Source organism: Puniceibacterium sediminis, assembly GCF_900188035.1.
Classification (GTDB): Bacteria; Pseudomonadota; Alphaproteobacteria; order Rhodobacterales; family Rhodobacteraceae; genus Puniceibacterium; species Puniceibacterium sediminis.
Map to the genome: position 1 here is coordinate 239925 of NZ_FZNN01000003.1, position 23506 is coordinate 263430.

Genomic DNA, 23506 nt, shown 5'->3' on the forward strand with positions numbered 1-23506 from the left:
CCGGCGGCATCCTGACACACCGTTGAGTCCGTGCGCGTGTTGCGCAGGATCCGGGTCGCGATGAGGCCCTGCGGTGCGATAATTTCGGACCACCAGCGACATGTCAGCGGAGGTTTGAAATGATTCAGTTTGCAGGAATGCCATCATCAGATGCGCGGGCCTATCAGAGCGGTGCGGCGGATGCCTATGGGCGGGCGCCAGAGCACAAGGTGAGTGACGGGCTAGGCAGTCCCTGTCGGCATTGCCTGCGCCATGTCCCCATCGGTGCGGCAATGCTGGTGCTGGCCTACCGGCCGTTCGGCGCGCTGCAGCCCTATGCCGAAACCGGGCCGGTGTTCCTGTGTGCAGATCGTTGCGAGGCGTATCGCGCAGAGGATGGTATGCCAACGGTGCTGTCCACCGCGCCGGACTATCTGATCAAGGGGTACAGCGCGGATGAGCGGATCGTCTATGGTACCGGCGGGGTCTTCCCGGCGGCTGCGATCCGGTCAGAGGTGGAGTCGCGGCTGAGGGACAATCGCCTAGCCTTTGTCGATATCCGTTCGGCGCGGAACAATTGCTGGCAGGCGCGGGCGGCGCGGGCTACGCCGCGCTCGACCGGGTGAGGTTGAGGAAGACTTCCTCCAAGTCGGCCTGTTCGGTGCGCACGTCGCGGATGCGGATGCCTGCGTCGCGGACCAGTTGCAGGACCTCTTCGGCCTGGGTTCTGGCGGCCTGGTAGGTGAAGGCAAGGCTTCCGTCGGGGCGTGACACGACGTCGATCCCCGGCGCGGTCGGTAGTATCGTGGGCGGGGTTTCCGGCGTGATGATCATGGTGCGCGTGTCGATCTGCCCCAGCAGGTTGTGAGTGGTGTCGCGCGCGATCACCGCACCTTGCGAGATGATGGCGATTTCATCGCACATCTCTTCTGCTTCTTCGAGGTAGTGGGTGGTGAGGATGATCGTCATGCCACGTTCGCGGTTCAGGCGGCGCACATTCTGCCAGAGCATCTGGCGCAGTTCGATGTCCACTCCGGCAGTCGGTTCATCGAGCACGAGGATATGCGGGTGATGCACCAGCGCCTTGCCCAGCAGCAGACGCCGCCGCATCCCGCCTGAGAGCGTGCGGGCATAGGCTTCCGCCTTATCCGTGAGCCCGATCATTTCGAGAATCTCTTCGGTCCGGCGCTGGGATTTCGGCACGCCATAGAGGCCGGCCTGCACATCCAAGGCGCCACGCGGGGTAAAAAACGGATCAAGGTTAAGCTCTTGCGGCATAACGCCGATGGCGGCGCGGGACTGGCGCGGGTTCACATCCTGATCAAATCCCCAGATCGTCACCTTGCCGGCAGTCTTCTTTACCAGACCGGCCAGAATGTTGATCAGGGTGGATTTTCCGGCACCGTTCGGCCCCAGCAGGCCAAAGACGGAACCCGCCGGCACGGTCAGGTCGATTCCGTTCAGGGCTTCCTTGGCCGGCTGTTTGCCGCCGCCCCCATAGGTTTTGCGCAGGCCGGTAATCTTGATCGCGTCCGTGGTCATGCTGTGGCTTGCTCCCGTTCGGTCCTTCGCTCATAACGCAGGTAGTGCAAAGGCAGCCAAAAGGGAATGTGCCCGATGACGACTCAAGCGCCGGAAACCAAGGTCGTGGACAAATACCGTATCGCCTGTGATGGCGGTGAAGGCGCGCTGGGACATCCGCGCGTCTGGCTGCAGATCCCCGAAGAGACCGGTTTTGTCGAGTGCGGCTATTGCGATGCCAAGTACGTCCATCGCGATTTCGTCGGCAAGGTCTGAGGCTTATCGGCCCGTGACAGCCCACCCCTAAGGGTTGTGACCACGGCAGGATGTCGGCCAAAGTCCCAAGTGGGCGCGCCTTTTCGCGTATTTCGAAAGAGAACAAGATGGGGTGGCGGAGCTTTTCGCTCCGTGGCACCCTGTGGTCGAATTGATAACGGAGGCGCGTCATGGCGTTCGGAAAAGGCCATCACCTGCACCTGATAGATGGGTCTGCCTTCATCTTTCGCGCCTATCACGCGCTGCCGCCACTGACCCGGAAATCCGATGGCCTGCCCATCGGCGCGGTTGCGGGCTTTTGCAACATGCTCCAGCGCTATGTCGAGGGGAACAACGGTTCGGACGTGACACATGTCGCGGTGATCTTTGACAAGGGCAGCCACACGTTCCGCAACGACATGTACGACCTCTACAAGGCCAATCGCGAGGCGATGCCCGAGGATCTGCGCCCGCAGATGCCGCTGACCCGGCGCGCGACCGAAGCGTTCAACATCGCCTGCAAGGAACTTGAGGGATACGAGGCCGATGACATTATCGCCACCCTGTCGTGCCAGGCGCGTGCTGCGGGCGGGCAGGTGACGATCATCAGTTCGGACAAGGATCTGATGCAGCTGGTCGGCGGCGGTGTCGAAATGCTGGATGCGATGAAGAATCGCCGCATCGACCGCGACGGCGTGTTCGAGAAGTTCGGCGTCTTTCCCGACCGCGTTGTCGATGTGCAGGCGCTGGCCGGGGATTCGGTCGACAACGTCCCCGGTGCGCCCGGCATCGGGATCAAGACGGCGGCGCTGCTGATCAACGAATTCGGCTCGCTCGAAGAACTGCTGGATCGCGCCGAAGAGATCAAGCAGCCCAAGCGGCGACAGACCCTGATCGAGAATCGCGATCAGATCGAATTGTCGAAAAAGCTGGTGCAGCTTGATTGCGATACACCGCTGGACTTTGGTCTGGATGATCTTGAGGTGAAAGACCCCGATCCCGAGGTACTGCTGGGTTTCCTTGCCGAGATGGAATTTCGCACGCTGACCAAACGGATTTCGGATGCCTTGCACGTTGAGGCGCCCGCCATCCCCGAACCCGAAGTGCAACAAGGCGACGCCAATGCGCCCGACGCACCGAAGATTGATCCTGAAAAATACGAATGCGTCAGCGACCTGGCGGCGCTCGATGCCTGGATCGCCAGAGCCTATGCCCGTGGCTGGATCGCGGTCGATACCGAGACGACAGGCCTGAACGAGATGATCGCCGATCTGGTCGGCGTCTCGCTGTGCGTCGAGGCCGGGGAGGCCTGTTATATCCCGCTGACCCATCGTGGCGGCGCGGCGCAGAAAGAAGGGACAGAGGATCTGTTCAGCGAAAAGGCCGACGACAGTCTGGCCCCGGGGCAGATTCCGCTGGAGGCCGCACTGGCGGCGCTGAAGCCGATGCTTGAGGATCCCAGTATCCTCAAGATCGGGCAGAACATGAAATACGATGCCAAGATACTGGCGCGCTACGGTATCAATCTCGCGCCCATCGATGACACGATGCTGATGTCCTATGCGATGCATGCGGGTGAACATACACACGGCATGGACACGCTGTCCGAGCGTTACCTTTCGCATACCCCGATCCCGATCAAGGAGCTGATTGGCTCGGGCAAAAGCCAGATCACGTTTGATCGGGTTCCGATCGAAACCGCCGTCAGATATGCCGCCGAGGATGCGGATGTCACCCTGCGCCTTTGGCAGCTGTTCAAGCCGCAGTTGCACGGCGCGAAAGTGACCCGCGTCTACGAGACGATGGAACGGCCGCTGGTGCCGGTTCTGGCAAAGATGGAGATGGCGGGCATCAAGGTCGACCGCCAGACGCTAAGCCGCATGTCGAGCGCCTTTGCCCAGAAGATGGCAGGGCTCGAGGCCGAGATCCACGAGTTGGCCGGGGAAAAGTTCAACGTCGGCAGCCCGGCCCAATTGGGCGAGATCCTGTTCGAAAAGATGTCGCTGGAAGGCGGTAAACGGGGCAAGAACGGGAAGTACTCGACCGGCGCGGATGTGCTCGAAGATCTGGCGACGGAACATGACTTGCCCCGGCGCGTGCTGGACTGGCGGCAGCTGAGCAAGCTGAAATCGACCTATACCGATGCCCTGCAGGAACATATCAACAAGGACACGGGGCGGGTGCACACCTCGTATTCCATCGCGGGGGCGAACACCGGGCGTCTGGCCTCGACCGATCCGAACCTGCAAAACATTCCGGTGCGTTCCGAAGAAGGCCGCCGCATCCGCGAGGCTTTCGTCGCGGAAGAGGGCAAGGTTCTGGTTTCGCTCGACTACAGCCAGATAGAACTGCGTATTCTGGCGCATGTCGCCGGGATCGAGGCGCTGAAACAGGCGTTCCGTGACGGGCAGGACATTCACGCGATGACCGCGTCCGAGATGTTCAACGTGCCGATGGACGAGATGACCCCGGATGTCCGGCGTCAGGCCAAGGCGATCAACTTTGGCGTAATCTACGGCATCTCCGGCTTTGGTCTGGCCCGGAACCTGCGGATTCCCCGAGCCGAGGCGCAGGGTTTCATCGACCGCTATTTCGAACGCTTTCCGGGCATCAAGACCTACATGGATGACACTATCGCGTTTGCAAAGGAACACGACCGGGTGGAAACGCTGTTCGGCCGGGTGATCCACACACCTGAAATCAACGCCAAGGGACCGCGCTCTGGCTTTGCCAAGCGTGCGGCGATCAACGCGCCGATTCAGGGCACGGCGGCGGATATCATCCGACGCGCCATGATCCGGATGCCGGCGGCAATTGCCGGGCTGGAAGGCCGCGCCGTAATGCTGTTGCAGGTCCACGACGAACTGCTGTTCGAGGTCGATGAGGGCTCGGTGGATCAGCTGATCGCCATCGCCAAGGAGGTGATGGAAGGTGCTGCTGCTCCGGTGGTGCATCTGGACGTGCCGCTGATCGTGGACGCCGGACAGGGGCGCAGCTGGGCCGAGGCGCACTGATACTGGCGCCGGGCACGGCGTTTGATACCGTGCTTGCGTATTTGGAAAGAGAAGACGCCAGGTTCCAGTGCCTGTCAGCTCGGACGTGCGCCAGGTGCCTGCGCCAGACCAAGGCCATAATCCGTCGGCCCGAACTCGGGCGCAAAGCGTGCCTTTGTTGCGCTGGCGCGCAGCTTCGCCTTGATCCCGTCGGCTGTGACGTATTGGCCAGTGGTGGCAAGGAATTCGGCCCAGAGCGCGGCAATTCCGGCGGCATGGGCGCAGGCCATTGATGTGCCGTTGAGCGCCCTCAATCCCCCGCCCGAGGCAGCCGAGATGATGCCGACACCGGGGGCCGCAAGTGTCGGCGCGATGTTGGAAAACGGTGCCACAGTCAGGCCAGTATCGCCATGCGCCACCGCGCCCACCGATATCACCCGACGGGCAGCGGCCGGGGCCGAGGCGCTGACCTCAAACTCTGGCGATACGGTGCGGCGGCTGTCATTTCCTGCGGCTGCCAGCAGCAGACAGCCCCCTTCGGTCGCGGTCTGAGCGCTGAGCATATCGCTGAGCATCGCGAACATCCGAAGGTTCATCCGGTAGCTTTCCAATGCCACCGAAGTCGCGAGCAGCACAGGGAAGCCGTGCTGTTGAACCAGCGTGTCGGCAAAGCCCGCAAAGTCGAGTTTCAGCGACATGGCGATCACCCGGGCCCGGTGCGCGCCTGCCCAGCACAGGGCGTTGAACAACATGTCGGTCGATCCGCGCCCGTCGTCGGTCAGCACCTTGGCAATCAGCGCATCGGTGATGCCGGGGGAAATGCCGATCCGTACGCCATCGACGCTTCGTCCGAAAATTGTCGCGGCGACATGAGTGCCGTGACCGTTTGCATCGTGGTTGCCCGAACCGGCAAAGTCGTGCCGCGTGAGGGTCACGCCGATGAATGCCGCGTGGTCCGCGTCGACGCCGGTGTCGAGAACGGCCACGCGCACGCCGGCGCCGGACAGCGGGCAACTGTCGGCGCCGGTTGCGGCGGCGCCCCAGCCGGGCAGTGCGTCATCGGGACGGGCTTCGTCCAGGGGTTCGGGTTCGATCAGGCGGGTGGGCATGGCGCGGGCGATGGCGCAGACTTCGGGGTCGCGGGCCGCGTCGCGCAGGTCCTTGGCCGAAAGCTCAACAGTCTCGACCTCTGGCGCGAAGGGGATGTCATCGACCTCCGCCTGGCTGCTTCGAAGTACCGGACCGGACCTGGACGCCCCCCTGCGCAAAACCGGTGACGGGGGCAAAAGCCCGGCATTTCGGTCCCGCAAGAGAATGTATTTCGCCATCGAAGGCTCCGTTCCATTGGGTAGCGCAATTGCGCAGGACCGGAGCCTGAAAACACCCCGCATCCCCATTTTCAGGGTACACGGGGGGGGAAAGGGTACAAAGAAGCATAGTGTGAATACCCCGTGAATTCGGCTGCTTGGCCAGCCGACGAGGGAATGTTTTCTGTGGCTACGTCACTACCGCCTGGGGTGGCTGTGGCCTGATCTCACGCCACAGTTGGGTCAGGCCACCGGCAGACCGGCCCCCCGGAACAGGTCAGGCAGTGACGCTTCGGGGCGGGGCCCCATATGGCTGATCACTTCTGCGGCGGCGACGCAGCCCATGCGCCCGGCCGTTTCCATGTCCTGCCCGGTGGCCAGACCATAGAGGAAACCGGCAGCGAACTGGTCGCCCGCACCCGTTGCATCGACCGGGACCACCTTGGTCACCGGCACATCGGTACGCACACCGTCGCGCATGATGCTGACCCCGTCGCCCGACCGCGTGCAGACCACCAGCGGGCAGATCGCAGCCACGGCGGCAAGGTCGGATTCAAGATCGTCGTTCTGGTAAAGGGCGCGGATTTCAGCCTCGTTTCCGATGACGTAATCCAGTTCATTCTCGATCAGTTTCAGGAAATCGGCGCGGTGCCGTTCAACACAGAACGGGTCGGAAATGGCGATGCCGGCCTTGCCCCCGGCAGCGCGGCAGGCACGTGCGGTGGCGATAAAGGCCTTTTTGCCCTTGTCCTTGTCAAACAGGTATCCTTCGAGAAAGACGATTTCGGCCTGCGCGGCCACATCTTCGGATACGTCATCAGGGCCAAGTTCGGCAGAGATCCCGAGGTAGGTGTTCATCGACCGCTCACCATCGGGCGAGACAAAGATCATGCTGCGCGATGTCGGCAGTTCGCCGCCCGCCACAGGCGCGTTGGCAAAGGTGGTGCCGATCTTCTCCATCTCAGCCGCGTAGAACTGCCCCAGCGCGTCATCGTGCACCCGGCCGATGAAACCGGTGCGCAGGCCCAGATTTCCCAGCCCGGCCAGAGTGTTGGCGACCGATCCGCCAGGTGCCTGAACGCGGCCTTCCATGGCACCATACAGCACCTCGGCGCGGTCGCGTTCGACCAGCTGCATGATGCCCTTGGTGATGCCCATATGTTCGAGAAAGCTGTCATCGGAGCGGGTCAGCACATCGACGATGGCGTTGCCGATGCCGACAACCTGATAGGTTTTCATAATGTCTTTTCCTCGAATGGGCAGAGATCGCGGATCAGGCAGGCCCCGCATTTCGGTTTGCGTGCGACACAGATATACCGTCCGTGCAGGATCATCCAGTGATGCGCATGTTGTTGGTAATCAACTGGTATATTGTCCTCGATCGCGCGTTCGACGGCGATCACATCCTTGCCCGGACAGATGCCGGTACGGTTGCCGATGCGAAAGATATGGGTGTCCACCGCCTGCGCGGGATAGTGCCACCACATGTTCAGCACGACATTCGCGGTCTTGCGCCCCACCCCCGGCAGGGATTGCAGCGCGGCACGGGAATTCGGGACTTCGCCGCCATATTCCTCGACCAGAATCTGGCTCAGCCTGAGCACATTCTTGGCCTTGTTACGATAAAGGCCGATGGTGCGGATATGTTCGGTTATGCCATCCAGCCCTAGGGCCACCATCTTTTCCGGCGTGTCGGCGATCTGGAACAGCTTGGCCGTCGCCTTGTTCACCCCGGCATCCGTCGCCTGCGCAGACAGGGCAACCGCCACCACAAGGGTAAAGGCGTTGACGTGGTTCAGCTCGCCCTTGGGTTCGGGTTCGGACGCGTGAAAGCGGTCAAAGATCTCGCGGATCGTGTGATAGTCGAGCTGTTTTACCATGCCCGCCTCTATGCCCGCCCCGGTCAGGATGCGCAATATTCGGGTCGCATGCCGGGCGTCGGTCGCACTACATGGGGGATAAAATGAAACGGTTGCATCTGTCCCGCCCCGCGGTATCCGCGACCCCCTTTCGGAGAAACGGAGCCCGCGCATGACCATCACCGAGATCGACACCGGATACCACTACAACGTCATGCGCCGCGCGATTAAGGCGATTGACGAAGGTGGCCCCGGGCAAACGCTGGAACAGATGGCCGCGCGCATGGACATGAGCCCGGCGCATTTCCAACGGCTGTTTTCCCGCTGGGCCGGGGTGTCGCCAAAGCGGTTCCAGCAGTACCTGACGCTGGGCCATGCCAAGGCCTTGCTGGCCGAACGCTTCACCATGATTGAAACCGCCGATTCCGTGGGTCTGTCCGGCACCGGGCGGCTGCATGACCTTTTCATCCGCTGGGAGGCGATGAGCCCCGGCGAATACGCCCGTCAGGGTGCGGGGCTGACAATCCGCTATGGTTGGTTCGAAACTCCCTTTGGCGAAGCCTTGGCCATGGGCACGGACAAGGGGCTGTGCGGTTTGGGCTTCCTGTCCGAAACAGGGCGCGAGGCGGCAATGGCGGACCTTACGGCGCGCTGGCCCACGGCTGACTATGTCGAAGATGCAGAGGCGATTCGCCCCTGGGTCGATGCCGCCTTTGCCCAGAAGGGCGACACGGCACTGCACCTCATGGGGGCGCCGTTTCAGATCAAGGTTTGGGAGGCGCTGCTGACCATCCCTTCGGGTCAGGTCACCACCTATTCAGAGATCGCGCAGGCGGTCGGCCACCCCCGCGCGATGCGTGCCGTGGGCACTGCGGTAGGGCGCAATCCCGTCAGTTTCCTCATTCCCTGTCACAGGGCCTTGCGCAAATCCGGCGGGCTGGGGGGCTATCACTGGGGCCTGCCGGTGAAACGCGCCATGCTGGCATGGGAAGCAGCCCGGGCCGAGGCCTAAGGTCATCTGAACGTGATCAAGATGCGCGGAATGATGCCGATTTACTGGTGACTCAATGTGGGCCACAGCGCATTCTGCGCTATATATCACGCGACCCGAGAACCGGGAGCAAACCACGAGGCCTATTATGATCCGAGCAAAATTTTCCCTTATGACCGCAACCGCCGCGCTGATGGCGCTGACGGCCTGTACCAGCCCCGGTGTGTACAATAACGGTGCGTACAACGACGGTGTCGACCCCAACGCCAAGGCCAAAACCGGCGCGGCCATCGGCGCCGGTGTCGGCGCACTGGCAGGCATGATTGCCGGCAACGACCCCAAAGAGCGTCGCAATAACGCCATCGCCGGCGCAATCGTCGGTGCAGCGGGCGGTGCCATCGTCGGCAACCAGCTGGACAAGCAAGAGGCCGACCTTCGTGCGCAGATGGGCAACAACAATGTCACCATCCAGAACACCGGTGACCGCCTGATCGTGACCCTGCCGCAGGACATCCTGTTCGCCACCGACAGCGCCAGCGTTCGCCCCGACCTGCAGCGCGACCTGCGCACCGTGGCGCAGAACCTGAACGCCTATCCCAACACCACCGTTCAGGTTATCGGCCATACCGACAACACCGGCGAAGCGGCCTATAACGCCAGCCTGTCCCAGCGCCGGGCACAGTCCGTTGCCGGCATCCTCGTTGCCGAAGGTGTGTCCTCGTCGCGCCTGCGCAGCATCGGCCGCGGCGAAGATGCCCCGATCGCGAGCAACCTGACGCCCGAAGGCCGCCAGCAGAACCGCCGGGTCGAGATCGTTATTCTGCCCAACGCCTGATCGCGTACTTCAGAAATGGACATTATGCAGCGCCGCGGTTTTCCGCGGCGCTGTTGCGTTGTACGTATTGGCGCAACGAAATGAATGGAGTCACCAATGCCTGACCTGAAACTTGTCGGTCTGTGTGGATCGATGCGCAAAGCGTCGACAAATCGGATGCTGCTGAACGAGGCAGCCCGCCTCTTTGGCCCGGCGTCGTACACCGAGGGTGACCTGAACCTGCCGCTCTACAACGGAGACATCGAAAATGGCCCCGGCATTCCGGCCGAGGTGCAGGCCCTGTCTGACCTCATCGGTGGCGCGGATGCTGTCATTCTGACGACGCCCGAATACAACAAGGGCGTATCCGGGGTGCTGAAAAATGCGCTGGACTGGATCAGCCGGACCAAAAATGCGCCCTGGAAGGACAAACCGATCGCGGTGATCTCAGCCGCGGCGGGGACGCAGGGCGGCGCCCGGGCCAACAGCATGTTGCGCACGCTGATGCTACCGTTCAATCCGCTGCTGATTCCGGGCCCCGAGGTGATGTTGGGCCAGTCGGCACAGCAGTTCGATGCGCAAGGAAGGCTTACCAGCGAGATGGGTGTAAAGCTTCTCACCGAACTGACGGGAAAACTGCGCGCGGAAGCGTTGCGGATGCGTCAGGGCTGATTGTGCGCGCTGCCCGGGGCTTTTTCGAACTTCGGGCAGCACACTTTCAAACTATTCCGCAGTGATCAGATCTGATTTGAAATCTCGATCAGGTTGCCATCGGGATCGCGCAGATAGATCGACAAGATCGGCCCCTGCGCTCCGGTCCGACGGATCGGGCCTTCCTCCACCAGCACGCCGTGAACCGCCAGAGTCGCCTGCCACGCGTCCAGTGGCGTATCGCTCAGAAAGCAAAGATCGGCAGAGCCTGCGCGTGGCATTTTCGCTTTCGGTTCAAATTCATGTCCGGCCCGGTGCAGGTTGATCTTTTGACACCCGAAGGTCAGCGCCCAACGGGCCGTTCCACCTGTCGGTGTAAAGCTTTGCGGGACCATGCCAAGAACGTCACGATAAAAGGCAAGCGTGGCGTCTACATCCGAAACCGTCAGAACAAGGTGATCAAGGCTCTGGAGTGTCGGCGGCATTCGGGCAATGTTCCTCTGGAAATGGCAGCGTGATCGGGGGGACGCTCTTATGTCTGACGCAGAATGGATGATCCGTCAAAGCGATGTGCTGGATCCCGCCCGCGCGCAGGCCCTTCAGGCGGCCCTTGGGTTAGAACCGGACGCCGAGGTTGGCACCCCCCTGCCGCCGTTCTTTCATCAGATCTATTTCTGGGAACCGCAACCGCCGGAACTACTGGGCCGGGATGGACATCCGCGGGTTGGTAGCGGCCTAATTCCCGACATGGGTCTGCCCCGGCGGATGTGGGCAGGTGGGCGGTTGCGCTTTGACGCGCCGCTGTTGGCAGGGATCCCGGCGGTGCGGCGTTCACGGGTGCTGCGGGCAGAGCACAAGACCGGACGCAGCGGGCCACTGGCCTTTGTAACGTTGCGCCATGAAATCGTGCAGGATCGGGTGGTTGTGGTGCAAGAGGATCAGGATCTCGTCTATCGCACAGACCCCGAACCAGGCGCGCCCCGCCCGCAGCCGCCCCGCCCGCAGCCGCCACAGGCGCGGCGGGATGAGGCGGAGGCGCGTGAAGTGGCCTTCGATGCAACGCTGCTGTTCCGCTATTCCGCGCTCACCTTCAACGGGCACCGCATCCATTATGATGAAACCTATGCCCGCGATGTCGAGGGGTACACCGGGTTGGTGGTCCACGGGCCGCTGCTGGCGCAAATGCTGATGCTGATGGCGGACAGCAGCGACGCACCGCTACGCGGTTTTGAATTCCGCGCTACCGCGCCGTTGATGCATACAGAGCGCGCCACCCTTTGCCGCAGCGGACTGGACGCCTGGGTGCGGGGCCCGGATGGTCGCCAGTGTCTGGTGGCAGCCATCACGACATGAAAAAGCCCCGCTCAGTGGTGGGGCCTTTCAGACGTAGAAACTGATTTTTCAGCGGCAGTGCTGCTTAGCAGCCAGTACCGGTGACGACCACCTTAACCGTCCGCAGCAGAACCAGAAGATCGGTCTGGAGCGATACGCGGCGCAGATAGGCTGTGTCAAAGCGGGCGCGCTCGGCAAAGCTGGATGTGTTGCGCACGGATGTCTGCCAAAGGCCGGTGATGCCGGGACGCAGATCATAATAGGCGGTGCCGGGGTACATGGCGCGCTGCTCGGGCAGCATCGGACGCGGGCCTACCAGCGACATGTCACCGATCGCGACATTCCAGAGCTGCGGCAGCTCATCAAGCGAAGTCTTGCGCAGCAGGCGGCCGACAAAAGTGATCCGCGGATCGTTGCGCAGCTTCTGAGTGCGGTCCCATTCGGCGCGGGCCGCAGGATTGGCAGCAAGATGCGCTTCCAGAAGTGAATCAGCGTTGACGACCATGGTGCGCAGCTTCCACATCATGAAAGTGCGGCCATTCCGGCCAACGCGCTTTTGCAGATAGACCGGCGATTTGCCGTCCATCAGGATCAAGGCAGAGAGCACAGCCAGCAGCAGCACAACGGGTGCGGCAGCGATGGCAACGATGCAGATGTCGAGAATGCGTTTGAAGAAATCGCCGTACACGTTCTTCCGCGGAGCGGCCTGAAATGCTTTGTCGATCAGTTCTTCGAAAATCGGGTTGTGCGCAGCTTGGCGTAGATGAAGGGTCAAAGTAACCTCCTAAAGGCAAATCGTTAAAAGAGGTATCAGGAATGCCGGAAGGCCATGGGTTCACCTCAACACGACCCTTTCCCTTGGCTTGTCGTCCTAAGAAGAACTTGAAGCGCGCCTATCCAACCTTTCGGCTTTAAGGCGGGGAAGTGGTCATCGGCGATCCGATGTAGGCAGACTTGGTACTACTCCTGTTTCAATGCACCAGCCCCCCAGTGCGCGTACTCAAATTTCGCCCGAATTGTGGTAACATTCGGTCATTGGAGCCCTTATGACCGCCTGCCTTATTTTAGTCAATATTCTCTACGCGAAACAACCAAAAAGGGAGTGTGGTGTAGTGCCATACCCGTTCACCTGCGCCCAGCCCCGTCTCTGCGACCCGCCCTGTCAGGCGGTCAGCGCCAGTCTTGCAGCACAGGATATGCCGAGGCTCACTGATTCTATTTATGCGAAAGTGGAAACAAAAACCCTATAATCGTGTCAAAGTTTAGGTGTAATTTAAATTTGCCGATCGGTGGGCATTGTAAATACGCAGAAAAATCGTGTTTCGAGCAATCCATAAACTTTAAAAGCAGCGCTTTGGAAACATTTCAGGGCGCCGCGTTCGCCGCTGACTGATGTCGTGCGGGCGACTCCGATGGTCAAGGGAAAGCTAGATGATCCTCCTTATCGGACCGGATGCCCTACACGCCTTGGTAGAATGGCTGACCTCACGGAATGTTTCAACCCGGGGGGAAACACCAATTTCGCGGCGATCGCGGGCGGTGTTGGCGACCAAATTTCGCCACATTCCTTTCCGAATCGTTTCCGTTTGCCTGCGCGCAATTGAGGCACGAGTAAGGCCACGCAGAGTTGCAAGCGCCGGATGCGGGGGCTATGTGCCAGCGTGACCGGAGCAGAGCGCAACGCAGAGGTAGCGGACCCATGGCCATTCAACTCTATCAGGGCGATCTTCCGAATGACCTGGATCTGGGCACCGCCCTGGCGATCGATTGCGAAACCATGGGCCTGCAGCCGCGCCGCGACAGGCTTTGCGTGGTACAGCTTTCGGGCGGCGACGGAAATGCGCATCTCGTCCAGATCGCAAAGGGCCAGACCGAGGCGCCGAACCTGTGCCGTCTTCTGACCGATCCCGCAGTGCTCAAGATGTTCCATTATGGTCGCTTCGATATCGCTGCCATGTATAATGCCTTTGGCGCACTGGCGGCGCCGGTCTATTGCACCAAGATCGCAAGCCGATTGATCCGCACCTATACCGACCGGCACGGACTCAGGAACCTGACGCAGGACCTGCTGGGCGTCGATCTGTCCAAGCAGCAGCAATCCAGCGATTGGGGCGCGGCAGAGCTGACCAAGGCACAGCTGGAGTATGCCGCGTCCGATGTCCTGCATTTGCACAACCTGCGCGCTGCACTGGATGTGATGCTGGAACGCGAGGGCCGAACAGAAATCGCGCAGGCCTGCTTTGACTTTCTGCCCATGCGTGCGCAACTGGATCTGGCGGGCTGGCAGGAAACAGATATCTTCGCACACAGTTAGGATCGGGCCAAAAGAGACATGCGCCAGCAGGGCAGCAAATATTCACGGATGATTGCCTGGCTCAAGATCCTCTTGCCGCTGGCGGCGCTAGCGCTTTTGTCCACGACTTTTCTATTGTCGCGCGATGTCGATCCGGCGGTCAACGTGCCAATCGCAGGTAGCACCGATCCGGACGGAGTATTGCGTGAACAGGCGACCGATCCTTATTTCGCCGGAACCACAAATTCGGGCGGGGCCCTGACCATGACCGCCAAGACGGCCCGCCCTGTGCCGGGCAGCGACGAAGTTGAGGCAGACACCCTTGACGCCACCATCGTCCTGAAGGATGGCAGCGAAATCCTGCTGAAGGCGCCGCTCGCCAATCTAAGCGACAAACGTGACGATGCGCAGCTGAGCGGCGGTGTCATTATAATTAGCTCGACCGGTTACACCCTGAACACCGACAGCCTGAATGCCATGCTAAGCAAGGTTGAGGCCGAAAGTCTGGGCGCGGTCGAGGGCAATGGGCCGGCGGGTCATTTGACGGCGGGCAGAATGCGCATCACCAGCGGCGACACCGGCGAAGACGTCCAATTGCTTTTCACCGACGGGGTAAGAATGATATATGACCCGAAAACAGAATGAGTATTTTCACATGTTGCGAAACCTGACCCTTGTCCTGGCGCTGTTGGTGCCCGGTTCCGTACTGGCACAGGGGGCCCAGGTCGCTTTTGGCGGCATGAAACAGGACACCTCGGCCCCGGTCGAAGTCACCGCTGATCAGCTCGCGGTAAATCAGACCGACGGCACCGCACTCTATACCGGTAACGTTGTAATCGGTCAGGGAGAGATGCGCCTCGCCGCGCCCCGCGTTCTTGTGGTTTATGCCGAGGCTGCGGGCCGCATCGAACGGCTTGAGGCGACGGGCGGTGTGACGCTGGTCAATGGCCAGGACGCAGCAGAGGCCGAGCGCGCAGATTACAACATCGATGCGGGCACCGTGGTCATGACCGGAAACGTGCTGCTGACACAGGGCGATAACGCCCTGACCTCGGAACACATGACCGTCAACCTGGATGACGGAACGGCGCAGATGTCCGGCCGGGTCAAATCCGTCCTGCAGCAGCAGCCAAAGACGAGCAATCCCTGATGGTCCCGCCTGAATTGACCGTGACGACAGGCTCCAGTGGTCTGCGCATACAACATCTGCGCAAGAGCTATCGCAAGCGCGTGGTCATCCGCGACTTTTCCATGGAGCTGAACCGGGGCGAAGTCGTGGCTCTGCTGGGGCCGAACGGATCCGGAAAGACGACAACTTTTTACGCCATTGCGGGCCTCGTGAACCCCGAAGGCGGTCAGGTTCTGATCGACGGCACGGATGCGACTTATCTGCCGATGTATCGTCGTGCCCGGCTCGGCATCGGCTATCTGCCACAGGAAATGTCGATCTTCCGCGGCCTGTCGGTCGAAGACAACATTGCCGCGATTCTCGACATCAGCCAGCCGGACCGCCACAGGCGTCGCGAGCGGCTCGAGGAATTGCTGGGCGATTTTTCCATCGAACATTTACGTCGCGCGCCGGCTTTGGCACTGTCCGGGGGCGAACGCCGCCGGGTCGAAATTGCCCGCTGTCTGGCCGCTGATCCGAAATACCTGTTGCTGGACGAACCCTTTGCCGGCGTCGATCCGATCAGCGTCGGCGATATCCGGCATCTGGTCTCGGATCTCAAGAAACGGGGAATCGGTGTGCTGATCACCGATCATAATGTGCGCGAAACACTCGAAATCGTCGACCGCGCCTATATTCTGCATGAGGGCACCGTTCTGATGTCGGGCACCCCGGACGAAGTTGTGCGCAACGAGAACGTACGCCGCGTCTATCTGGGCGACAACTTCCGCATCGGTTGAGCCGGGCGGTGGTTAAGGTTAAAATCCCGATAATATAATTCTCCGATATTTATGCTGGATTCGATTGACAGGGCAGGCCCTTCTCAACTCAAATGAGCGGTATGACGCTATCGTGGACCGCATGTCTGACCGGCGAAACTCCCTTCTCAGGGCGCTTCAAGGCAGGCCGAACTACGGAGCGTCTCCTTCCCCCCAGACGCGGCACCATGCCGGGCGGCTTCGCCCTGCGCTGCTTTCTGGGTTGATTATGAAAAGGAAAAAATAATGCGCTATCAGATCACGGGAAAGCAGATTGACGTAGGAGAGGCACTTCAGACGCATGTTCAGACCGAACTGGGCACGGTGGTTCAAAAGTATGCCGGACGCCCGACCGATGTGGCGGTCGTCTTTTCCAAAAGTGCGCACGAATTCGTCTGCGAGGCCAACGTACACCTCTCCACCGGCCTGACCGCAACGGCCAAGGCCCACGCGACCGAGATCTATGCCGCCTTCGACGCTTGCGCCGAAAAACTGGGCAAGCAATTGCGCCGATACAAGCGCCGGTTGAAAGATCACCACAAGGAGCGTCCGGAACCCGTTGAACTCTTCGGCGCGTCCTCGTATATCCTCGCGCGTGAATCCGATGTCGAGGACTCGGAGCCCGAAACGCTTGCGCCCGTGATCGTGGCCGAAATGCAAACGCAGATCCCGTCGCTCTCTGTGGGCGAGGCGGTGATGCAGATGGAGTTGGCAGGGGCACCGGTATTGGTGTTCCGGAACGAAAAGAAGAACGGCGTCAATGTCGTGTACCGCAGAGATGACGGCAATATCGGGTGGATTGACCCATGACATTGCCGTTCTGCGCGTGACGCGTTAGGGCACAGCAGAAACAAGAACAGGCAGCTCATGAAATTCGCGCAGCTTATTAAGCCAACGGCCGTCAAGGTCATCTCAGCCGCGTCAAGCAAGAAGCGGCTGATGTATGATCTGGCAGACTTGGCACGTTCGGCGCATGGGATCCATGCGCCGACAGCAGTCGAGGCATTGATGGAACGCGAAAGCCTCGGGCCGACCGGGGTGGGTCACGGAGTGGCCCTGCCACACGCGCGCATCCCGAATCTTGCCGATGTGGTAGGTGTGTTCATCCTGCTGGAAAAACCCATCGATTTCGAAGCCGTGGATCGCCAGCCGGTGGATGTGATCTTCGCCCTCTTTGCGCCCGAAGAGGCAGGCGTCGAGCACCTCAAGGCATTGGCGCTGGTGTCGCGCACGCTGCGCGAGGATTCGGTTTGTGCCAAGCTGCGCGCCAATCACGACCCCAGCACGCTCTATACGATCCTGACCGAACCACCCACTTCAAAGGCGGCCTGACAGTCGGGCCTTATCCGCCCCCGGCCAATTTTGCCAAGGCAAAACTCGCAGTCAGTGTTCCGGGGAGTGTGAGGGGCCGCCCCCTTGCTCCGACAGCGCAATCGGCCGATCCGATCCCGCCTCATCCGCGTCAGGACCGGCAGCCAAACTCCCGGTCCCAACGTCTGTTCATATCACTTTTCGAAATGGCCGGTCTGATGCCAGCGCCAGGCGTCGGCAATCATCTGGTCCATGGTCGACCGGTTCGGGGTCCAGCCCAACTCATTCTCTGCCCGGGTCGAACCTGAAACCAGCGCGGTGCAGTCGCCGGCGCGGCGTGGTCCTTCGCTGGCCGGTACTGCCATATTGGTGACGGTGCGGCTTGCTTCCATGACTTCGCGCACGGAAAAACCCTTGCCCGTGCCAAGGTTGAACACCCGGCTGCCCTTATCGTCCTTCAGCCATTTCAGCCCAAGAACATGGGCATCCACCAGATCGCAGACATGAACATAATCGCGGATGCAGGTGCCGTCGGGGGTGTCGTAGTCGGTACCATGGATGGTCAGTGCTGCGCGTTTGCCCTGAATGGCGTCCAGCATCACCGGGATCAGATGCGTTTCGGGGCGGTGATGTTCGCCCACTTCGGCATCGGGGTCGGCACCAGCCACGTTGAAGTAGCGAAAGATCACGTGGCGCAGCGCATAGGCCGCCTCGAAATCGCGGAGAATATCCTCGATCGCGCGCTTTGACGCCCCATAGGCGTTCAGCGGCATCTGCGCACTGTTTTCATCCAGCACCACATTGTCCTGCTCGCCATAGGTTGCGCAGGTCGAGCTGAATACAAAATTCAGGCAGCCCGCCGCCACCGCCGCCTCGATCAGAGTCAGCGACCCGGTGACATTGTTGCGCCAGTATTTGCCCGGTTCCGACATCGCCTCGCCAACCTGGCTCAGGGCGGCGAAATGCATCACCGCCACCGGCTTCCAGGTTGCGAAAACCTCATCCAGACGGGCGCGATCCAATAAATCGCCCTGCTCAAACGGGCCGAATTTCACGGCATCCTGCCAACCCGTCGAAAGATTGTCGAACGTGACGGGGATGAAACCCGCGCGCGCCAATGCCTTGCAGGCATGGGCGCCGATATAACCGGCCCCGCCTGTCACCAAAACATGTTCCAAAATTATTACTCCGCGGCTTTGTCGACCGAGAGCACTTCGTGCAAGAAGCGGCGCAGATCGTCCTTCAATTCATCGCGGGCAAGACCAAAGGCGACGGTGGCCTGAAGGAAGCCTGCCTTGGAACCGCAGTCAAAACGCTGGCCACGGAAACGCATACCGTAAACGCCTTCCTTGCCGCCGATTTCCTGCGCGATGGCGTCGGTCAGCTGGATCTCTCCACCTGCACCGGCCTTCATCTTGTTGAGATTCTTCAGAACCTGCGGCGACAGGATATAACGTCCGATCACGGCCAGATTGGACGGCGCGGTGCCTTTTTCCGGCTTTTCGACCATGCCTTTGACAGACACGATGCTGCCCATGTCTTCCTGAACGTCAAGAATGCCGTAGGATGACGCCTTGTCGGCGGGAACTTCCATCGTTGCGACCATGTTGCCGCCGGTTTCCTGGTAGGCTTCGATCATCTGCTGCAGGCAAGGTTTCTCAGCTGCGATCACATCGTCGGGCAGCATCACGGCAAAGGGTTCATCGCCGATCAAATGGCGCGCGCACCATACGGCGTGGCCCAGACCCAGCGCCTTGTGCTGGCGCATATAGGCGACTTCACCGGAATCCATGTTGGTGGATTTCAGGATCTCGAGAAGTTCGTCCTTGCCCTTGCGCAGCAGTTCCTGCTCCAGCTGCGGCGCGTGATCAAAGTAGTCCTCAAGCGCTCCCTTGCCGCGCGAGGTAATGAATAGAAACTCCTTGATGCCTGCGGCGCGCGCCTCATCAATTGCGTACTGTACGAGCGGCCGATCCACCAAAGTCATGATTTCCTTGGGGACCGATTTGGTAGCCGGAAGAAAGCGTGTCCCGAGACCGGCGACCGGAAAAATCGCTTTCGTTACCTTGTGACGCATCGAGCAGCTCCTTGCATTTTGCAGATCATCTTATATTTCGTTTTGATCAATTTCGTTACAACATTGTAAGATGGTAAATAAATTCAAATGTAAAGCATTTGACACCTGGGTTTGAAATGTTCCTGATTTGGTTAATTATTGTTAATAAATCTTAATGATGGCCAATCCTAACGCACCCGAATGAACTGTCAAAAGCCTAAGATGTGGCAGCTGCACGTTTTTAGCCTGTCGGCGCCAGATTGTATGATTGTTCCGACAGGCTAAAATTAGAGAATTCTGTGGCGCCGCCACCGGCAGACATACCTCTTACGCTAACGCCGCGCCCCGTAGGGCCATGACGAAATCGGCAGATGTCAGTGTCGCTTTCACGATGCCTTAGCCGTCCTTGAGCGTCACGCCGGGGGCGTAGGCGATGAAAAACGGGTTGGCGAAGCCGGTTTTGCCATAGCTCAGCGCGGTGTGGTCATCGAATCGCACCACCCGTCCGCCGGCACCGGCAAGCACGGCATGACCGGCAGCTGTGTCCCATTCCATCGTGCGGCCCAGACGCGGATAAATGTCGGCTTCGCCCGTCGCCACAAGGCAGAACTTGAGAGAAGAGCCCGCGCTGGTCATATCCTTGACGCCGTATTTGCCGATATAGTCGTCTGTCGCCTGATCGCGGTGCGATTTGGACGCGACCACCATCAGCGCATCATTGTTGGGTGTCGATACCTGCAACGGCTTGGTTTCGCCTACGGTTTCCTTGTCAAAAGGACCCATTTCTTCGACCGTCTTGCCGACGCTGTCGGTGTAGAACATCCGGCCCTTGGCGGGGGCATAGACCACGCCGCGTGTCGGGCGGCCGTCTTCGACCAGCGCGATATTCACGGTGAAATCGCCGCGCCGGTTGATGAATTCCTTGGTGCCATCCAGCGGGTCGACGATAAGAAATGTTGACGCCTGTTCGCCGTGGCTGTCTGCCTGTTCTTCGGTCACCAGCGCAACATCGGGAAATGCTTCGCGCAGTCCGATCGAGATCAGGGCGTCCGCCGCTTCATCCGCTGCCGTCACGGGGCTTTCGTCGGACTTTGTCTTGATCGCGAAATCGTCGGATTCGTAAATTTCCATAATCTTGTCGCCGGCTTCAAGCGCGAGACGGCGCATCACCTGCGTGAGTGTCTGATAGTTCAAAGGTCTTCTCCTTGGTTCCGCTTCGGCGCGCGGAGTCAGTGGTTTCAAAATTCACGGTCTTTATGGTGTGCCCTGTCAGGAACGGCAAGAAAACCCTGCCCGGGCTGGGCGTTTGCGACGATTTTCGTAAACAGCGCCTAAACGTGCGCCTTCGCGACCGGTGTCATCAATATTCACTCTGCGTGTCTGCCCGCGCGCGCGGGCGGTCTGCTCTGGTTTCAGGTTACCACCCGCAGCGTCAGATTGATCCGCCCGCCACGGGGCAAAAGGGTCGAGGACCCGAACCGGATCCGATCCACCCCGTGATGACACAGGCGTGCCGCGCCCCCCATCACCACCACATCCCCGGATTCGAGCCAGACCGACTCGGACGATCCGCCCCTCTCCACATTACCCATGCGGAACAACCCGGAATCGCCAAGCGATACCGAGACCACCGGCATCGTCAGGTCCGCCTCGTCCCGGTCCTGATGCAACCCCATGCGCGCGTCGGCCCCGTACCAGTTGATCAGACAGCATTCCGGCGCGCGCGCCACGGCGCTCACATCATTCCAGATCGCCAGGACCTGCTCTGGAATGGGGGGCCAGGGTACACCGCTCGGGTGCATTTCCGCATAGCGATACCCGTTCCGGTCACTGACCCAGCCGAACCGCCCGGCGGCGGACATGCGTACCGACATTGGTTTTCCGCGCGGTGTCACCGGCTGCACCAGCGGCGCCTGCGTCAGCAGATCCCGCAGGGTCGCCACCAGCGCCTCCTGCGCCTCGCGGTTCAGATAGTTGCGGTGGATCACAAAGCCGCGTTGATGCAAAATTTCTGTCATGGGTCGCAATTTCTGCCAGTCCGTATGCAATTTGCAAAGAAAAACCTGCCAATTCGTTGGAACAGCCGGATCGCGGTGCTTGCAGCACTCAATACCCCTCCTTATATACCCTGCGAAGCGCAACTCGGGGGCAACCCACGGGCCGCATCAAACCTATCGGGGCAGGATGCCGGAACGGGTCCCCGCCTCGTGACATCGCCTTGAAGCACTAGAAGGGATCGAAAAACATGGCCAAAGTGATTGGTATCGACCTCGGCACCACCAACAGCTGCATCGCCATCATGGATGGTGCGCAACCGCGTGTGATCGAAAACTCCGAAGGGGCACGCACCACGCCCTCCATCGTCGCGTTCACGGAAAACGAACGCCTTGTTGGTCAGCCTGCCAAGCGGCAAGCCGTCACCAACCCGGAAAACACCATTTTCGGTGTGAAGCGCCTTGTCGGTCGTCGCAATGACGACGAGCATCTGGCCAAGGACAAGAAAAACCTGCCGTTCGAAGTGATCGACGGCGGTAACGGCGACGCATGGGTGCGCGCTCGTGGCGAAAAGTATTCGCCCTCGCAGATTTCCGCCTTCATTCTGCAGAAGATGAAGGAAACAGCCGAGTCGTATCTCGGTGAGGAAGTGACCCAGGCCGTCATCACCGTCCCCGCCTACTTCAACGACGCCCAGCGTCAGGCAACCAAGGACGCGGGCAAGATCGCCGGCCTCGAAGTGCTGCGCATCATCAACGAACCGACTGCGGCCGCGCTGGCCTATGGCCTCGACAAGAAAGAATCGCGCACCATCGCGGTTTATGACCTTGGCGGCGGTACCTTCGACGTGACCATCCTCGAAATCGACGATGGCCTGTTCGAAGTGAAGTCGACCAACGGCGACACCTTCCTGGGTGGCGAAGATTTCGACATGCGGATCGTCAACTACCTTGCCGCCGAGTTCAAGAAAGAGAACAACGTCGACCTGACCAAGGACAAGATGGCCCTTCAGCGTCTGAAAGAGGCGGCTGAAAAGGCCAAGATCGAACTGTCCTCGGCTAGCCAGACCGAAATCAACCAGCCGTTCATCTCGATGAGCTCGAACGGCCAGCCGCTGCACATGGTCATGAAACTGACCCGTGCCAAGCTGGAATCGCTGGTTGGCGACCTGATCAAGGGCTCGATGAAGCCCTGTGCAGCTGCGCTCAAGGATGCCGGTCTCTCGACATCTGACATCGACGAAGTCGTCCTGGTCGGCGGTATGACCCGCATGCCCAAGGTGATTGAAGAAGTGACCAAATTCTTCGGGAAAGAGCCCCACAAGGGCGTGAACCCGGACGAAGTTGTCGCCATGGGCGCGGCCATTCAGGCCGGTGTTCTTCAGGGCGATGTCAAGGATGTGGTCCTGCTCGACGTCACTCCGCTGAGCCTCGGCATCGAAACGCTGGGTGGTGTCTTCACCCGCCTGATCGACCGCAACACGACCATCCCGACCAAGAAGAGCCAGATCTTCTCGACCGCCGAGGACAACCAGAACGCCGTGACGATCCGGGTGTTCCAGGGCGAGCGTGAGATGGCGGCAGACAACAAGATGCTGGGCCAGTTCAATCTGGAAAGCATCCCGCCCGCTCCGCGCGGCATGCCCCAGATCGAGGTGACCTTCGACATCGACGCCAACGGCATCGTTTCTGTTTCGGCCAAAGACAAAGGCACGAACAAAGAGCAGAAGATCACGATCCAGGCGTCCGGCGGTCTGTCCGACGCGGATATCGAAAAGATGGTCAAGGACGCCGAGGCGAATGCCGACGCGGACAAGGAACGTCGCGGTCTTGTCGAGGCCCGCAACCAGGCCGAAAGCCTCATCCATTCGACCGAAAAGTCGGTGGAAGAGCATGGCGACAAGGTCGATCCGTCGACCGTCGAAGCCATCGAACTGGCCATCGCAGCGCTGCGTGACGAGCTGGAAAACGACAATGCCGACAAGATCAAGTCCGGCATCCAGAACGTGACCGAAGCATCCATGCGTCTGGGCGAAGCCATCTACAAGGCACAGTCCGACGGTGGCGACGATGAACCCAAGGGTGCCGATCAGGGCGGCTCGGATGACGACATCGTTGATGCGGATTTCGAGGATCTTGACGACAGCAAGCGGGCGTAAGCCATACCTCGGAACCAATCAGGGGCCGGTCCGTACACCGGGCCGGCCCCTCGACGTTCCGTGCA

At 60.5% G+C, this 23506-nt stretch carries 24 protein-coding genes; 14 read left to right on the forward strand and 10 right to left on the reverse strand.

Annotation, left to right across the window (positions count from 1 at the left end; all coding sequences use genetic code 11):
• The first annotated feature begins 119 nt into the window (after positions 1-119).
• Positions 120-605: a DUF1203 domain-containing protein gene (locus tag CHB75_RS05520; RefSeq protein WP_089269532.1), complete on the forward strand. Its 486-nt coding sequence runs from the start codon at positions 120-122 to the stop codon at positions 603-605.
• Here the strand turns inward: CHB75_RS05520 and CHB75_RS05525 are convergent.
• On the reverse strand, positions 583-1521 hold the full coding sequence (locus CHB75_RS05525) for an ABC transporter ATP-binding protein (RefSeq protein ID WP_089269533.1): 939 nt from the start codon (positions 1519-1521) through the stop codon (positions 583-585). The two genes, CHB75_RS05520 and CHB75_RS05525, sit on opposite strands and share 23 nt — an antisense overlap.
• Before the next feature lie 75 nt (positions 1522-1596).
• Here CHB75_RS05525 and CHB75_RS05530 point away from each other — a divergent pair, with 75 nt between their 5' ends.
• Positions 1597-1776: a zinc-finger domain-containing protein gene (locus CHB75_RS05530; RefSeq protein WP_089269534.1), complete on the forward strand. Its 180-nt coding sequence runs from the start codon at positions 1597-1599 to the stop codon at positions 1774-1776.
• A 170-nt stretch (positions 1777-1946) separates the two neighbouring features.
• Positions 1947-4769: a DNA polymerase I gene (polA, locus tag CHB75_RS05535; RefSeq protein ID WP_089269535.1), complete on the forward strand. Its 2823-nt coding sequence runs from the start codon at positions 1947-1949 to the stop codon at positions 4767-4769.
• Positions 4770-4843: 74 nt separating this feature from the next.
• Here the strand turns inward: polA and CHB75_RS05540 are convergent, their stop codons facing one another.
• From CHB75_RS05540 to nth, 3 genes are all read right to left on the reverse strand, one after another.
• A complete protein-coding gene (locus CHB75_RS05540) occupies positions 4844-6076 on the reverse strand; it encodes a S8 family serine peptidase (protein WP_089269536.1) in 1233 nt (410 codons plus the stop codon).
• 222 nt (positions 6077-6298) lie between these two features.
• On the reverse strand, positions 6299-7294 hold the full coding sequence (locus CHB75_RS05545; protein ID WP_089269537.1) for an adenosine kinase: 996 nt from the start codon (positions 7292-7294) through the stop codon (positions 6299-6301).
• On the reverse strand, positions 7291-7935 hold the full coding sequence (gene nth, locus CHB75_RS05550; RefSeq protein ID WP_089269577.1) for an endonuclease III: 645 nt from the start codon (positions 7933-7935) through the stop codon (positions 7291-7293). Before nth ends, CHB75_RS05545 begins: the two co-directional genes overlap by 4 nt.
• 151 nt (positions 7936-8086) lie before the next feature.
• Here nth and CHB75_RS05555 point away from each other — a divergent pair, with 151 nt between their 5' ends.
• The 3 genes from CHB75_RS05555 (at position 8087) to CHB75_RS05565 (ending at position 10391) form a co-directional block, all read left to right on the forward strand.
• Positions 8087-8926, forward strand: a complete 840-nt coding sequence (locus tag CHB75_RS05555; protein ID WP_089269538.1) for a methylated-DNA--[protein]-cysteine S-methyltransferase — start codon at positions 8087-8089, stop codon at positions 8924-8926.
• Positions 8927-9053: 127 nt separating this feature from the next.
• A complete protein-coding gene (locus CHB75_RS05560) occupies positions 9054-9740 on the forward strand; it encodes a YiaD family glycine zipper/OmpA-like lipoprotein (protein ID WP_089269539.1) in 687 nt (228 codons plus the stop codon).
• A 96-nt stretch (positions 9741-9836) separates the two neighbouring features.
• Positions 9837-10391, forward strand: a complete 555-nt coding sequence (locus CHB75_RS05565) for an NADPH-dependent FMN reductase (protein WP_089269540.1) — start codon at positions 9837-9839, stop codon at positions 10389-10391.
• Between the two features lie 65 nt (positions 10392-10456).
• Here CHB75_RS05565 and CHB75_RS05570 read toward each other — a convergent pair whose 3' ends face one another.
• Positions 10457-10855 carry a VOC family protein gene (locus tag CHB75_RS05570; protein ID WP_089269541.1) on the reverse strand — a complete coding sequence of 133 codons (399 nt, stop codon included), beginning with the start codon at positions 10853-10855 and terminating at the stop codon, positions 10457-10459.
• 49 nt (positions 10856-10904) lie between these two features.
• On the opposite strand from CHB75_RS05570, the gene CHB75_RS05575 reads away from it, so the two are divergent.
• The gene (locus CHB75_RS05575) at positions 10905-11723 is read left to right on the forward strand and encodes an HTD2 family dehydratase (protein ID WP_089269542.1); all 819 of its coding nucleotides are present in this window, start codon (positions 10905-10907) and stop codon (positions 11721-11723) included.
• A 64-nt stretch (positions 11724-11787) separates the two neighbouring features.
• Here the strand turns inward: CHB75_RS05575 and CHB75_RS05580 are convergent, their stop codons facing one another.
• A complete protein-coding gene (locus CHB75_RS05580; protein WP_089269543.1) occupies positions 11788-12477 on the reverse strand; it encodes a sugar transferase in 690 nt (229 codons plus the stop codon).
• A 924-nt stretch (positions 12478-13401) separates the two neighbouring features.
• On the opposite strand from CHB75_RS05580, the gene CHB75_RS05585 reads away from it, so the two are divergent.
• The 6 genes from CHB75_RS05585 (at position 13402) to CHB75_RS05610 (ending at position 17253) form a co-directional block, all read left to right on the forward strand.
• A complete protein-coding gene (locus tag CHB75_RS05585) occupies positions 13402-14016 on the forward strand; it encodes a ribonuclease D (protein ID WP_089269544.1) in 615 nt (204 codons plus the stop codon).
• Between the two features lie 18 nt (positions 14017-14034).
• Positions 14035-14640: an LPS export ABC transporter periplasmic protein LptC gene (gene lptC / locus CHB75_RS05590; RefSeq protein WP_089269545.1), complete on the forward strand. Its 606-nt coding sequence runs from the start codon at positions 14035-14037 to the stop codon at positions 14638-14640.
• Positions 14641-14650: 10 nt separating this feature from the next.
• A complete protein-coding gene (gene lptA / locus CHB75_RS05595; RefSeq protein WP_089269546.1) occupies positions 14651-15145 on the forward strand; it encodes a lipopolysaccharide transport periplasmic protein LptA in 495 nt (164 codons plus the stop codon).
• The gene (gene lptB, locus CHB75_RS05600; protein ID WP_089269547.1) at positions 15145-15903 is read left to right on the forward strand and encodes an LPS export ABC transporter ATP-binding protein; all 759 of its coding nucleotides are present in this window, start codon (positions 15145-15147) and stop codon (positions 15901-15903) included. The genes lptA and lptB overlap by 1 nt, the downstream gene beginning before the upstream one ends.
• A 264-nt stretch (positions 15904-16167) precedes the next feature.
• On the forward strand, positions 16168-16731 hold the full coding sequence (hpf, locus tag CHB75_RS05605) for a ribosome hibernation-promoting factor, HPF/YfiA family (protein WP_089269548.1): 564 nt from the start codon (positions 16168-16170) through the stop codon (positions 16729-16731).
• Positions 16732-16788: 57 nt separating this feature from the next.
• Positions 16789-17253, forward strand: a complete 465-nt coding sequence (locus CHB75_RS05610) for a PTS sugar transporter subunit IIA (RefSeq protein WP_089269549.1) — start codon at positions 16789-16791, stop codon at positions 17251-17253.
• A 173-nt stretch (positions 17254-17426) separates the two neighbouring features.
• On the opposite strand, the gene galE is transcribed toward CHB75_RS05610, so the two are convergent.
• The 4 genes from galE to CHB75_RS05630 all read right to left on the reverse strand — a co-directional run bounded on the left by galE (position 17427) and on the right by CHB75_RS05630 (position 21306).
• Positions 17427-18410: a UDP-glucose 4-epimerase GalE gene (gene galE / locus CHB75_RS05615; protein WP_089269550.1), complete on the reverse strand. Its 984-nt coding sequence runs from the start codon at positions 18408-18410 to the stop codon at positions 17427-17429.
• Between the two features lie 5 nt (positions 18411-18415).
• Positions 18416-19309, reverse strand: a complete 894-nt coding sequence (galU, locus tag CHB75_RS05620; protein WP_089269551.1) for a UTP--glucose-1-phosphate uridylyltransferase GalU — start codon at positions 19307-19309, stop codon at positions 18416-18418.
• 375 nt (positions 19310-19684) lie between these two features.
• On the reverse strand, positions 19685-20482 hold the full coding sequence (cysQ, locus tag CHB75_RS05625; RefSeq protein WP_089269552.1) for a 3'(2'),5'-bisphosphate nucleotidase CysQ: 798 nt from the start codon (positions 20480-20482) through the stop codon (positions 19685-19687).
• A gap of 218 nt (positions 20483-20700) precedes the next feature.
• Positions 20701-21306: an alpha-ketoglutarate-dependent dioxygenase AlkB family protein gene (locus CHB75_RS05630; RefSeq protein WP_089269553.1), complete on the reverse strand. Its 606-nt coding sequence runs from the start codon at positions 21304-21306 to the stop codon at positions 20701-20703.
• Positions 21307-21533: 227 nt separating this feature from the next.
• Here CHB75_RS05630 and dnaK point away from each other — a divergent pair, with 227 nt between their 5' ends.
• The gene (dnaK, locus tag CHB75_RS05635) at positions 21534-23441 is read left to right on the forward strand and encodes a molecular chaperone DnaK (RefSeq protein ID WP_089269554.1); all 1908 of its coding nucleotides are present in this window, start codon (positions 21534-21536) and stop codon (positions 23439-23441) included.
• Positions 23442-23506: the final 65 nt, after the last annotated feature.

Bases quoted from the DNA above. Each gene is read 5' to 3' on its own strand.
- CHB75_RS05565 (WP_089269540.1), top strand. From the start codon at position 9,837: ATGCCTGACCTGAAACTTGTCGGTCTGTGTGGATCGATGCGCAAAGCG.
- CHB75_RS05630 (WP_089269553.1), bottom strand. From the start codon at position 21,306: ATGACAGAAATTTTGCATCAACGCGGCTTTGTGATCCACCGCAACTAT.
- CHB75_RS05540 (WP_089269536.1), bottom strand. From the start codon at position 6,076: ATGGCGAAATACATTCTCTTGCGGGACCGAAATGCCGGGCTTTTGCCC.
- dnaK (WP_089269554.1), top strand. From the start codon at position 21,534: ATGGCCAAAGTGATTGGTATCGACCTCGGCACCACCAACAGCTGCATC.
- nth (WP_089269577.1), bottom strand. From the start codon at position 7,935: ATGGTAAAACAGCTCGACTATCACACGATCCGCGAGATCTTTGACCGC.
- lptC (WP_089269545.1), top strand. From the start codon at position 14,035: ATGCGCCAGCAGGGCAGCAAATATTCACGGATGATTGCCTGGCTCAAG.
- CHB75_RS05570 (WP_089269541.1), bottom strand. From the start codon at position 10,855: ATGCCGCCGACACTCCAGAGCCTTGATCACCTTGTTCTGACGGTTTCG.
- CHB75_RS05520 (WP_089269532.1), top strand. From the start codon at position 120: ATGATTCAGTTTGCAGGAATGCCATCATCAGATGCGCGGGCCTATCAG.
- CHB75_RS05545 (WP_089269537.1), bottom strand. From the start codon at position 7,294: ATGAAAACCTATCAGGTTGTCGGCATCGGCAACGCCATCGTCGATGTG.
- lptB (WP_089269547.1), top strand. From the start codon at position 15,145: ATGGTCCCGCCTGAATTGACCGTGACGACAGGCTCCAGTGGTCTGCGC.
- CHB75_RS05530 (WP_089269534.1), top strand. From the start codon at position 1,597: ATGACGACTCAAGCGCCGGAAACCAAGGTCGTGGACAAATACCGTATC.
- lptA (WP_089269546.1), top strand. From the start codon at position 14,651: ATGTTGCGAAACCTGACCCTTGTCCTGGCGCTGTTGGTGCCCGGTTCC.
- CHB75_RS05560 (WP_089269539.1), top strand. From the start codon at position 9,054: ATGATCCGAGCAAAATTTTCCCTTATGACCGCAACCGCCGCGCTGATG.
- CHB75_RS05555 (WP_089269538.1), top strand. From the start codon at position 8,087: ATGACCATCACCGAGATCGACACCGGATACCACTACAACGTCATGCGC.
- polA (WP_089269535.1), top strand. From the start codon at position 1,947: ATGGCGTTCGGAAAAGGCCATCACCTGCACCTGATAGATGGGTCTGCC.
- hpf (WP_089269548.1), top strand. From the start codon at position 16,168: ATGCGCTATCAGATCACGGGAAAGCAGATTGACGTAGGAGAGGCACTT.
- CHB75_RS05610 (WP_089269549.1), top strand. From the start codon at position 16,789: ATGAAATTCGCGCAGCTTATTAAGCCAACGGCCGTCAAGGTCATCTCA.
- CHB75_RS05575 (WP_089269542.1), top strand. From the start codon at position 10,905: ATGTCTGACGCAGAATGGATGATCCGTCAAAGCGATGTGCTGGATCCC.
- CHB75_RS05585 (WP_089269544.1), top strand. From the start codon at position 13,402: ATGGCCATTCAACTCTATCAGGGCGATCTTCCGAATGACCTGGATCTG.
- galU (WP_089269551.1), bottom strand. From the start codon at position 19,309: ATGCGTCACAAGGTAACGAAAGCGATTTTTCCGGTCGCCGGTCTCGGG.
- CHB75_RS05525 (WP_089269533.1), bottom strand. From the start codon at position 1,521: ATGACCACGGACGCGATCAAGATTACCGGCCTGCGCAAAACCTATGGG.